The organism is Prauserella sp. PE36 (genome assembly GCF_003311655.1).
In the GTDB taxonomy this organism is placed as follows: domain Bacteria; phylum Actinomycetota; class Actinomycetes; order Mycobacteriales; family Pseudonocardiaceae; genus Prauserella_A; species Prauserella_A endophytica.
In genome coordinates, this window is record NZ_QEQT01000064.1 from 130,377 (window position 1) to 142,161 (window position 11,785).

Below are 11,785 nucleotides of genomic sequence, written 5' to 3' on the forward strand. Positions count from 1 at the left end.
GACGACCCGTACCCCGCGCTGCGCCCGGCTGCGCGCGAGCGCACCCGCCTTCGAGCATCCACTCGGTTCTGGTTGCTCACCCGCTACGAGGACGTGTCGGCACTGCGGAAAGCCTCCCACTCGGCCGAGGAGCCTAACCTGACCAACCTGCCGAACTGTGGGGTGCCGCTGTTCCGTGGGTGACGTCTGCGAGATCGCGCAGCCGGACGAGGGGGTCGACCCGGCAGTCGACTTCGGGAGCATTCACCACGCGTCCGGCGGGCACGCCGCAATCGCCGAGATCGGCGCACACTCCCGCCAGGTGCTCTCCTGCTGTTCGAGGAGGTGCCCCGCCGGATGCTGAATGCGTGGGCCATGCGCACGCTGACCACGCACCCGCGTGGGAGTCGGTTCGAAGCCGCCGAGTTCGCCGAGTAACTGACCGGCGCGGACTGCACGGCACCGGCCGTAGCGAACGGTGCCTGGGCGGTTTCCCCTTCGTCGGAGCGGCACGCAAAGCGGCGACCTGAACCCAGCCGCATCGGGCCGGGTCGCGGGGTGAGTGTTTCGTGGTTCCTGGTGGTCGCCACGCCCAGCACAGCTGACCGCCCACCACGCGTCCACGTCCCGCTGAGGCATCAGACCACTGTGGACGATCCGCTGCCAGGCGGACCGTACTTGGGCCTTCCGACAACGCAGCGAGGCGCCGCACTGGGCCCGCGCAGCCGGCACCGGGATTGTCAGACACGGCCAAGGGCTGAGCCGCCGTGCGACTGGCCCCGCACGCAACAGTCACGCCCGGGCAGGTCGCCTTCAGGACCGGCCGGCGCGGGACGGGATCCACGCCGACCGGTCCTGGCGGCGCTATTCGCGAGCGCCGGGGTGGGTGGCCAGTGTCGCGGCACAGCCGGCGAAGCCGATCAGCAGGATCGTCCACGTCGCGACGATCGCGATGATCGAGCCGGACTGCCACGACGGCACCATCCCGACGGCGGCCACGATGAGGGTCACACCGGTCCACCACGGGGCGGAGCGGCCGCGCAGGATCGCGGCACCGAGCAGGACGAGCCCGAGGAGACCGACCAGGAAGCTCCAGCCGAACAGTGCGGCCGCGCCCGTGCCCGCGGCGTCCAGCAGCGCTGTGGTGGCGTCGACGTCGAGACCGCCGCGTACCGCGAGGTAGGCGAGCTGGTTCTGCTCGGCGGCCAGCGGGAGCGCCAGTGCGAAGGCAAGTATCAGGCCGATCAGGCCGATGCCCCCGGCGCGGGCGCGGGCCACGCGCCCGACGGCGAGGATCGCGGGAACCCAGAGCAGTGTCGCGATCGGCCCCAGCCAGGTGTCGGCAGTGAAGGCGCCGGGGTCGGCGGCGATTGCCTCAACGAGCTCGCGGCCTTCGAGCCAGGCCGTGTCGGTGTGGGCGAGTAATCCGGCGATGGTCAGCGCAGGGGCGAGCACGGCGCACGCGGCCATCGCGTAGCGCGGGAGGGCCGCTGGTGGGCGCGACGGCGCATGGTCGAGGGTTCTGGTGCTCATGAGAGTCGCCTTTCTTCCGTGGTGGCCTGGATGGGTACGGCTACGCCCTTGGCGTAGACGGCGCGGACCCGGCACAGGGCGGAGAGGTCGGCCAGCGGATCACCGTCGACGGCGAGGAGATCGGCGTCGTAACCAGGCGCGAGCCTGCCCTTGCGGTGGGCCAGCCCAAGCACGCCCGCGGCGTGCGAAGTCACTGTCCGCAGTGCCTGGACTGAGGTCGGCCCCAACTCGGCGAGGTCGATGAGGGCCCGAGGGAGCACGTCATGGGGCTTGATGGGCGCGATGCCGGCGTCGGTGCCGATCACGACCGGTGCTCCCGCGTCGATCAGCCTGCGGAGGTTCTCCCGCAGCATCGGCAGGGCGGCCCGCAGCGCGGGCGGCGGCTCCACGCCGGGGTGCGCGACGAAGCCGAGCGTGGCGCCTACGTCGATCCTGCGATCGGCGATCGCGGCCACTAGCCCCCTCGGGGCGGGCACGACACCCGTCGCGGTCTGGAAGCTGACATGCTCGAGGCCGTCGACACCCGCGGCGACGGCGTCGGCGATGGCGCCCGTGCTGTGCGCGTGGGCGGTGACCGGCAGGCTGAACCGGTGGGCCTCGTCCACGATTGCCCGCAGTTCATCGGTGGCGAACTGGGCCTCGTGCGGATGACTGCCCGGGGTGAGATGGCCCCCGCTGGCCATGACTTTGATGACGTCGACACCGCGCTCGGCGTGCGCGCGCACCGCTCGGCGGACACCGTCGACACCCGCCGCCTCCCCACCCAGGAAGTGACAGTGGCCGCCGGGGCTGGTGATCGGCGGCCCTGCGGCGACGATGGTGGGCAGCGGGCCGCCGTGGTCGCTCTCACGCAATGTCAGGGACAAGTAGTCGAGGTCGCCGAGGTCGCGCACCGTGGTGACGCCCGCGGACAGTGCGATCCGCGCGGCACGTGCCATCGCGGCCAGAGCCGCTGCCCGGTCCCGACGGGCGAGGCCGCCCACGACGTCGTGGCCCGCGTCGAAGCACAGGTGCACATGGGTGTCGATCAACCCGGGCACGAGGGTCGCTCCGTCGAGGTGGACGATGTCCGCGTGTTCCATCGCCGGAAAGCAGCCGGCGTGGTCGACGGCCACGATCGTGGTGCCGTCGAGGACCACGACGGGGTCCTCGACGAGAGCTGAACCCACGCCGTCGAAAAGGCGGCTCGGCCGGAGGACGGTGAGCCTGCCGCGTTCGGTGCTGGATCTGGTAACGGTCATGCCGGGGATCGTCAGTCGCCAGGGGCCCCCGGCGCGTCCGGGGAAGTACTCACGACGGGTACTCAGCCCGCCCACCCGGCCGGAACGCCGGGGCCCGGTGAGTACCGGTGCTGAGTAGTTCGCCGGATGGCCGCCTCGGCCGGGCGGGCCACGCTGAGGCGGTGCCGCTGGCCCGCGATGCGAGGAGACCGTGATGACCGCCCGTCGATCCTGGCCCGACGCCTACACCGCCGCCTACCTGTCCTGCCTCTGGGTGGGCTTCTGGCCACCCGCCATGTGGCTCCTGCGCCGGCAACGAGGTCACACAGAGCCGATTCCGGAATACAGTGAGCGGACACGGCGTCCACCCGGCGCCGGCCGTCCCCGAGGGGGCACACCACGCAGCACGACCCCACCACCCTGGTAGGGCGCGAGCACGAGTGCGACCTGCTCCGCGTCCGGCTGGAAGCCGCGCACGCGGGACATGGGCAGGTCGTCCTCGTCGCGGGCGAGCCGGGGATCGGCAAAACTCGCCTCGCCGGGGAGGCGGCGCGGATGGCGGCGAGGCTGGGCATGCCCACGGCGTGGGGCCGGGCTGTCGACGACGAGGGCAGCCCGCCGTTCTGGCCCTTCCGGCTGGTGGTCCGCGCGCTCGCGGCGGATTCCGGTGATCCGTGGCCGGAGCTGACCAGTACGGGCTCTGCTCTCGACCCCGCGTCCGCGGAGGTGCGGGCCCAGCAACGCTTCCGCGTGTTCGAAGCGGTCACGGCGCACCTCACCGCGGCCGCCGAGAACACCGGACTGCTCGTCGTGCTCGACGACCTCCAGTGGGCCGACGCGTCGTCGCTACGCCTGCTGGTGCACCTTGTCCGGGCGGTCGGCACCACCCGGCTGGCACTCGTCGCCACCTACCGCGACACCGAGATCGGGCACCGGGAGGCGGTCAAGCAGGCGCTGGGCGAGCTGGCCAGGGAGTACACGGTCAGCCGCCTGCGGCTGGTCGGCCTGACCGAGGAGCAGGTTGCCGCACAGCTGGCCGCCACCACCGGTGCGCCAGTGTCCGCCGAGGTCGTGGCCGCGGTGAGCCGACGCAGCCAGGGCAACCCGTTCTTCGTCGGCGAGCTCGCGGACGCCCTGGTCCAGGACACGGACGGAGCCGACCCCGCGCGGGCACTGCCCGACGGTGTCCGGGATGCGGTGCGTGTCAGGCTGTCCACTCTCGGAGAGTGCGCGCGCACCGTGGTGGGCACGGCCGCGGTGCTCGGCTCGGCAGTGGACGTGGCGGGCCTCGCGCATGTCACCGGCCGGGACCGGGAGGACGTGCTCGGCGCGCTGGACGACGCGGCCGCCGCCGGCGTACTACGCCCCGACAGGTGGGAGTTCACCCACGACCTGGTCCGCGAGGCGGCACGGTCGGAAGTGCCCCGCTCGATCCGGCTCGACGTGCACCGCAAGATGGCCGAGTACCTGCAGCAAAGGCCGGGCGCGGAGTCGCGGCCCGCCGCGCTGGCCCACCACTGGCTGGAGTCGCTTCCGCTCGGCGACGCCGAACAGGCGGCGCTGTGGGCGGCACGCGCGGCGCACGCGGCGATGGAACAATGCGCGTGGGATGAGGCGGCCGGCCTGTTCGGGCGGGCGGCGGAGACCACCTCGGACCCGGAAGACCGGTGCGAGTTGCACATAGCCCGGGCGACGGCACTGCTGCGCGCGTACCGCATGAGCGCCGCCCGCGACACGGTGCTCGAAGCCGCCCGGCTGGCGCGGGAGCTTGTCGACGGCCCGCTGCTGGCGCGGGCGGCACTGGTTCTCGAGGGCACCAACGACCTCACCTGGGTGACCGAGGAGCGCGCACTCTGCGAAGAGGCACTGGCCCTGCTGCCGGAGGAGGATTCGGACCTGCGAGCCCGGCTGCTGGCGCAGCTGTCGGTGGACGTCCTGATGTCGGCGTATCAGAGTCCGCAAGACCGGCGAGCTTCCGGCGAGTTGTCCCAGGCCGCCATGGCCATGGCCGAACGTCTCGGCGACCGGCACGCGCTGCACAGCGCCCTCAACGCCCGCCAACTCGCGCGCGGCGGCCCGGACGGCGTCCGGGAACGACTGGCTCTCGGCGACCGGCTGGTGGCGCGCGGGCTCACCGACCATGACAGCACCGCGCAACTTTGGGGCAGGCTCTGGCGGATCGACGCCATGATGCAACTCGGGGACCTCGACGGCGCCGAGGCGGAACTCGGGCCGCTGGGTGCAGTAGTGCAGCGGCTGCGACTCCCGCTCGGGACATGGCACGAGTCTCGTTGCCGGGGCGCGATCGCGTTCGCCCGTGGCCGGTTCGACGCGGCACGGTTCCACGGCGAGCAAGCACTGACGCTGGCCAAGCGCGGCGACCACCCCGGCGCGCTGCTGCCCTCGCAGGGGTACCTGGCGATACTGGGCGTCCTGACCGGGTTCGCCGACGAGACGGACAGCCATCCCCTCGACGGCTGGGAGCACATCCCGACCCTGCACGGAATGACCGCGGTGGTCCACTGGTACGCGGGACGCGAAGAGGAAGCCCGGCGAGAATATGCCGTGGCCACTCCACTCGACGTGCTTCCCGAATTCCTACTGCTGCCCGCGGTCACCGGGACGATCGAGCTCGCCGAGGCGTTCGGCGACCGGAAGATGCTCGACACCGCGTACCGCTCGCTCGCGCCCTGGGCCGACCTGTTCTGCTGCGGCGGCGCGGGCGTCATCGCCACGGCGGGTTCCGCGCACGGCCCACTCGGCGTCGCGGCAGCGGCGTTGGGCCGCACCGACGAGGCGGTGCGGCATCTGCGACTCGCCATCGAGAGCAACGAACGCGCCGGCTCACCACCGTTCGCGGCCATAGCTCGGTACGACCTCGCCCGCACCCTCGCCCGAAGGCGCCGTCCCGGCGACCGCGACGAAGCGAGCGCGCTCGCCACCCAGGCCGCGGCCACCGCGCGCACACTCGGCATGGCTCCGCTGCTGAACCGTGCCCAGGAGCTGACCCGCGCCCTGACCGGCCACACGCCAGGTCCACTCACCCGCAGGGAACGCGAGATCGCCGCCCTCGTGTCCCAAGGCCTGACGAATCGGCAGATCGCCGCCGCCACACACATCTCCGAGCGCACCGCCGAGAACCACGTGCAACACATCCTCACCAAGCTCGGCTTCACCACCCGCGCCCAGATCGCCGCATGGGCCGCACGACACAGGTGACCGGGGCCGGGCAGCCGGTACTCGACTCGACCGAACGATGCGCGCGTGGTGGCCGAAGAACGAATCGATCGATCCCAGGCCGGCACCGATGTCGTTCACGCACATCCCACCGGGTCCGGCTGAGCGATCGGCCCAGCAGTACATGGTTCGGATGCGCGACGGCGTGCGGCTGGCGACCGACGTGTACCTGCCGGACGCCGACGGCCCCGTACCGGTCGTGCTGACGCGCCTGCCCTATGGCAAGAACGGCGGGATCATCCGCGTCGACGTCTTCGCTGAGGCGCTCCTCGAGCGAGGGTACGCACTGGCCGCGCAGGATCGCCGCGGCAAGTTCCGCTCCGAAGGCGATACTGTCCCGTGGGTCAACGAAGCCCTCGACGGTTACGACACGATCGAGTGGATCGTGAACCAGCCGTGGGCGAACGGTCGTGTCGGAACGACCGGACTGTCCTATGTGGGCTACACACAATGGGCTGCGCTGTCCTCGCACCGTTTCCGCACTTTAATCGAGTCCCGACCCGGATCCGCCTGATTCTTCTCGTGTCCGAGGTACTTGGTCATTTCCTCGTTCAGCGCCGTTTCCAGCACGTTCTCGGCTTGCGCGGACTCACAGCGTCCGACGTCATCACTCACAGTGCCCATCCCGCCGGACCTCGGCCCGGCGTGTCGGCCAGAGACACCGAAGTTGGAACAGTCCCGGAGGAGCCGCGAGGGTGATTCCGCGTGCTGGCTGGGTGCACCGCTGTCTGCGATCCAGGTGATGGTCGATTCCCGCAGTGCCGATGACGCCCGCGCCGGTTCGGGCATCATGTAGCCCATGAAGTATGTGTTCCTGATCTGTGACGACGAGACGACATCGCCGTCCATGGAGGAGATAAGGGCGGACCCGGCGTTCCAGGCGTACGACGCGGAGGTGGACCGGCGGGGAGGCAGCCTCGGCGGCGCGCGGCTGCGGCCGGTGGCGGCCGCGACGACAGTCCGCGTGCGGGACGGCGAGACGATGGTGTCCGACGGCCCGTTCGCGGAGACGAAGGACTTCGTCGGCGGTATCGACATTGTCGAGTGTGCCGATCTCGACGACGCGCTCGCGCTCGCGGCGCTGCACCCCTACGCGAGCCGGGGTTGTATCGAGGTCCGCCCCGTATGGGAGTGACCGCACCGGAGACGGTTCGTGCCGCGGTCGACGCGGCGTACCGGGACGAGTGGGGCCAGGTGGTCGCCACGCTGATCGGGCTGACCGGGAACTGGGACCTGGCTGAGGACTGCGCGCAGGAGGCGTTCGCCGCCGCGTTGGCGACGTGGACGCGCGACGGCGTTCCGTCCCGTCCGGGTGCGTGGCTCACGACCGCGGCCCGTCACCGGGCGATCGACCAGCTGCGGCGGGACACGAAGGGCGCGGCGAAGGTGCGGGAGCTCGCTGTGCTGGAGCGGGTGCCGATCGAGCCCGCGTCTGAGGAGATTCCGGACGAGCGGCTGCGGCTCATCTTCACGTGCTGTCATCCCGCGCTGCCGTTCCAGGCCCGCGTCGCCCTCACGTTGCGCACGCTGGCGGGATTGAGCACGGGTGAGATCGCCAAGGCGTTCCTGACCGCCGAGCCGACGATGGCGCAACGCCTGGTGCGCGCCAAGCGCAAGATCGTCGAGGCAGGGATCCCGTATCGGGTCCCACCCGCGGAGCTCCTGCCACAGCGGCTGACCGCTGTCCTCGCGGTGCTGTACCTGATCTTCAACGAGGGCTACGACGAGCAGGACGGGCGAAGGGCGCTGGCCGCCGAGGGGATTCACCTCGCACGGACGCTCGTCCGGCTGATGCCCGGCGAGCCCGAGGTGCGCGGCCTGCTGGCGTTGATGTTGCTGCTGGAGGCCCGTCGCGCGAGTCGCACCGTGGACGGCGTCCTGGTCACGCTGGAAAACCAGGATCGGTCCCTGTGGGATCACGCGCTGATCGCCGAAGGTGTCGCGACACTCGACGAAGCGCTGGCCATGCGGAGCTTCGGGCCGTACCAGGTGCAGGCTGCGATAGCCGCCTGTCACAGCACCGCTCCGGACGCGGACGCTACCGACTGGCCCCAGATCGCCGCACTCTACGCCGAGCTCGCGCGGCTGGCGCCGTCTCCCGTCGTGGACCTCAATCGCGCCGTGGCGGTAGCGATGGCCGAGGGCATCTCCGCGGGGCTCGCGCTCGTCGACAAGCTCGCCGAGTCCGGCCGACTCGACGGCTACTATCTCCTGCCCGCCACCCGGGCCGACCTCCTCCGCAGGGAAGGCCGCCTCACCGAGGCAGCCACGGCCTACGAGGAAGCGCTGGAACTGGCGCCGACCGACGCCGAGCGTCGTTACCTGAAGGCACGTCTTCATAGCCTCTGACCAGCGTCTTCACGTCTGTCCTAGATTTTTCTCAAGTTCTTCAGCGCCGATGTCGATCCTGGGCGTTCTCCTTCGTCGGTGGGCAAAGCCGCCAAACGGAGAGAAGTGAGAACCCATGTCGAACACCGAGTACCTGACCGCCACCATGACCGTCGACCGGACGCCGGAGGAGGTCTTCGAGGCCGTCACCAACGTGCGTGGGTGGTGGAGCGAGAACCTCATCGGCCATTCGGCCGCGCTGCACGATGAGTTCGTATTCACCGACGACTGCGAATACGCCGGTGAGACCGCCCGAGCCAAGAAGGGCATCCGTTTCGCCCGGTTTCAGCTCACCGAGGTCGTGCCAGGCAGGCGGATGGTCTGGCACTGCGTGGACTCCCTGCTGACCTTCGTCGACGACCCCGACGAGTGGACTGGCACCACCGTCGTCTTCGACATCGGTGTCACGGATCAGGGCACGACGGTGCGTTTCACACATGAGGGTCTCACCTCGGCCGAATCCGCTTGTTTCGAAGCGTGCTCGGCCGGCTGGACCTTCTATATCACCAAGAGCCTGCCGCAGCTGATCACCACCGGCGTCGGCCAGCCCATGCCGAGCTACCACCGCTGATCCGGCGCGGGTCGAAGGGAAGTCCAGCCATGAATCTCGTGAACACCGTCGCGCGCCGGAAGGCGACGGATACTCGCCAAGGGCTCGTGCTCGGCCTGGCATGCGCGGCCCAGGCAATGGTGGGCCTCGACATCGCCATCGTGAACGTGGCCCTGCCCTCGATCCAGCGAGACCTCGGCGTCAGCCAAGGCACCGTGCAGTGGGTGGTCGTTGCCTACGGCCTGGTCATCGGCGGATTCCTCCTCGTCGGCGGCCGGATGACCGACCTGCTGGGACGACGCCGCATCTTTCTCGCCGGCCTCAGCCTGTTCACCACTGCGTCGCTCGTGGCGGGCCTGGCGCAGCACGGCGGCGTGCTGATCACCGCGCGCGGCCTTCAGGGGCTGGGCGGGGCACTCATCGCGCCGGCCGCGCTCTCGCTGGTGGCTGCCACGTTCCAGGAGGGGCGGGAACGCAACCGGGCCTTCGGCATCTTCGCAGCCGTCGGCGGAGCGGCCGGAACGGTGGGCGTCGTCGCGAGCGGTCTCATCGCCGCCGGCCCTGGCTGGCGGTGGGCGTTCTTCATCAACGTTCCTGTCGGCCTCGTGCTCGTCGCGCTCGCCATCACCTGCCTCAATGCCGATGTTGCCCGTGGCCGGTCCGGGCGGCTCGACGTCGCGGGGGCGAGCGCGGCGACCGGTGGACTGCTGACATCCGTCTACGCGCTCCACCACGCCGCCACCCACGGATGGGCCTCCGTCTCCACATTGGCATGGTTTCTCGCGGCAGGTGCGCTGATGGCCGCGTTCGTGTTGATCGAGAGGCGTTCACCCGCCCCGTTGGTGCCGGGCAGAACACTGAGGAACCGCACACTCGTCGCGGCGAACCTCACCGCGTTGCTCGCCTTCGGTGCGTTCTTCTCGTTCATCTTCCTCGGGTCGCTCTTGATGCAGCAGGGACTCGGTTACTCGCCAATGGAAACAGGTCTCGCATGGCTGGCCACGACAATGACCGAATTCGGAACCGCATCCGCCGCGGGCCGCCTCACCGCCGTCATGAGCGTCCGCCGCATGCTGGTAACCGGTCTGACACTGTTGGCCATCGCGATGGCGTGGCTCACTCAGGTCTCCGCCGACGGCGACTACCTCATTGGCCTGCTTCCGGCGTTCCTGCTCGCCGGAATCGGCTTCGGGCTCTGTGTCCCCTCGCTGCAGATCGGCGCGTTGTCCGGCGTCACCGAGGCGGAGTCGGGAGTCGCCTCGGGCCTGATCGAAACGACGCGTGAGATCGGTGCCGCGGCAGGCGTGGCCGTCGTCGCGACAGTCCTCGTCGCGGGAACGGGCCTCGACGGCTTCCACACCGCCTTCGCCGCCATCGGTGTTCTCGCTGGTCTAGGAGTAGTCACAGCGATGATCGGCTTCAGGAGAAGTAGTGACTTGTAACCAAGCCTCTGAGTTTTCGATCGACACCGGGCGCATGGTCACCGCACCCGCCGATGAGCGAACGGAACTGTTCCACGCGACGACTTCCCGCGACGACGGCGAGGGCGGCGATCAAATCCGCCGCCGTTGTCACGCTGGCCGACATCCTCGAGGAGCGTCGAATCGGATCAAGGACAGCTGCCCAACAAGGACGAAGAAGCCCTCTTCCAGATCGCGAACCGCTTGGGAATCCGGCATCAGAACGCGTCACAGCAGGCGGATCACGACCTGGTCTCCCTCGACTGGGTGTTCTGGTGGTACCTGGCCACCATCGACCTGACCGACCGCATCCTCGCCCACGCACCGCGGTCGACCGCAGGATCGCCCGCCGAGGGCCAGCACGATGACGACGACGGCGACGAGCGCGCACGCCGCGGTCACGCCGAACGCCGCCCACTGCCCTCCACGCCGTGGCGCGAGGCCACCCACCGCCGCGATCCCGAGCAGCACGAGCACCCAGGCCGGGGCCACCGCGGCGATCCGTCGCCGGCGCACGACCGCCTGCCTGCTGGCCGACCTGGCCGGCCACAGCGCGAGCAGCCCGCCCAGCAGCACGGTGCTGGCTCAGCACGGGCATCAGGAAGAACACCCACGGATACCAGACCCGGGGCGTCCTCATCGGACGGTCGGTCGACACTCCAGCGCCGCAGCAGCCGCCGCCCCTGCCGCTCACCGGGCCACAGCAGCAACAAGGATCGCGTGGCCGGACAAGTCCAGAACCCGGGCCACGGCCAGCGTGTTGTCCCAGGCCACCGGGCCGCCTCCCCTTGTACCAAATGCACGGTACAAGGGGAGGCGAGCACGTGGGTCAGCCGCGCGACTCCGCCGTCCAGCGGGCCGTCGCCGGGTGCGGCAGGCGCAGGGCGTCGAGTGCCCTGCCGACGGTCTGGGTGATCATCTCCTCGAGCGAGCCGGGCCGCGTGTAGAACGCGGGCACGGGCGGCATGATCGTGGCGCCGACGTCGCACGCCTGGGCCAGCAGCCGGAGGTGTCCAGCATGCAGCGGCGTCTCGCGCACCATCAGCACCAGCGGCCGCCGCTCCTTCAGCGTCACGTCGGCCGCGCGCACCAGCAGGGTGTCGTCGTAGCTGTTGGCGATTCCGGACAGCGACTTGATGCTGCAGGGCGCCACGAGCATGCCGTCGGTGGGGAACGATCCGCTGGAGATGGCGGCGCCGAGGTCGTGCTCGGAATAGACCTGGTCGGCGAGCGCCTTTACGTCGGCGACGCTCAAGTCGGTCTCCTGGGCAAGCGTCGCGCGGGCCGCCTTCGTGAACACGAGGTGCGTCTCGACGCCGAGCTGGGACAACAGCTCCAGGGCGCGGACGCCGTAGAGCACGCCCGAGGCGCCGCTGATGCCCACGACGATCCTGGGCGGGAACCGCTCCTCTTCCATG

Annotated in this window: 10 protein-coding genes; 6 read left to right on the forward strand and 4 right to left on the reverse strand. The window is 70.3% G+C overall.

Annotation, left to right across the window (positions count from 1 at the left end; translation table 11 throughout):
* Positions 1–843: 843 nt before the first annotated feature.
* Together DI005_RS17760 and DI005_RS17765 are read right to left on the reverse strand one after the other, a co-directional pair.
* Positions 844–1,512, reverse strand: coding sequence for a hypothetical protein (locus tag DI005_RS17760; protein WP_112273792.1), 669 nt, complete (start codon positions 1,510–1,512; stop codon positions 844–846).
* A complete protein-coding gene (locus DI005_RS17765) occupies positions 1,509–2,753 on the reverse strand; it encodes an amidohydrolase family protein (RefSeq protein ID WP_113642865.1) in 1,245 nt (414 codons plus the stop codon). Before DI005_RS17765 ends, DI005_RS17760 begins: the two co-directional genes overlap by 4 nt.
* A 399-nt stretch (positions 2,754–3,152) precedes the next feature.
* On the opposite strand from DI005_RS17765, the gene DI005_RS17770 reads away from it, so the two are divergent.
* The 6 genes from DI005_RS17770 (at position 3,153) to DI005_RS17795 (ending at position 10,349) form a co-directional block, all read left to right on the forward strand.
* A complete protein-coding gene (locus DI005_RS17770) occupies positions 3,153–5,951 on the forward strand; it encodes an AAA family ATPase (RefSeq protein ID WP_255565717.1) in 2,799 nt (932 codons plus the stop codon).
* A gap of 151 nt (positions 5,952–6,102) precedes the next feature.
* Positions 6,103–6,483, forward strand: coding sequence for a CocE/NonD family hydrolase (locus tag DI005_RS17775; protein ID WP_199542908.1), 381 nt, complete (start codon positions 6,103–6,105; stop codon positions 6,481–6,483).
* Between the two features lie 285 nt (positions 6,484–6,768).
* On the forward strand, positions 6,769–7,104 hold the full coding sequence (locus DI005_RS17780) for a YciI family protein (RefSeq protein ID WP_110339643.1): 336 nt from the start codon (positions 6,769–6,771) through the stop codon (positions 7,102–7,104).
* Positions 7,095–8,318: an RNA polymerase sigma factor gene (locus DI005_RS17785; RefSeq protein WP_199542910.1), complete on the forward strand. Its 1,224-nt coding sequence runs from the start codon at positions 7,095–7,097 to the stop codon at positions 8,316–8,318. The genes DI005_RS17780 and DI005_RS17785 overlap by 10 nt, the downstream gene beginning before the upstream one ends.
* A 115-nt stretch (positions 8,319–8,433) precedes the next feature.
* Positions 8,434–8,928: an SRPBCC domain-containing protein gene (locus tag DI005_RS17790; RefSeq protein WP_113642868.1), complete on the forward strand. Its 495-nt coding sequence runs from the start codon at positions 8,434–8,436 to the stop codon at positions 8,926–8,928.
* Between the two features lie 29 nt (positions 8,929–8,957).
* Positions 8,958–10,349, forward strand: a complete 1,392-nt coding sequence (locus DI005_RS17795; RefSeq protein WP_233520180.1) for an MFS transporter — start codon at positions 8,958–8,960, stop codon at positions 10,347–10,349.
* A gap of 246 nt (positions 10,350–10,595) precedes the next feature.
* On the opposite strand, the gene DI005_RS17800 is transcribed toward DI005_RS17795, so the two are convergent.
* Together DI005_RS17800 and DI005_RS17805 are read right to left on the reverse strand one after the other, a co-directional pair.
* Complete coding sequence (locus DI005_RS17800; RefSeq protein ID WP_113642869.1) at positions 10,596–10,943, reverse strand: hypothetical protein; 348 nt, start codon at positions 10,941–10,943, stop codon at positions 10,596–10,598.
* A 253-nt stretch (positions 10,944–11,196) separates the two neighbouring features.
* Positions 11,197–11,784 carry a UbiX family flavin prenyltransferase gene (locus tag DI005_RS17805; protein ID WP_112273804.1) on the reverse strand — a complete coding sequence of 196 codons (588 nt, stop codon included), beginning with the start codon at positions 11,782–11,784 and terminating at the stop codon, positions 11,197–11,199.
* Between the last annotated feature and the right edge of the window lies 1 nt (position 11,785).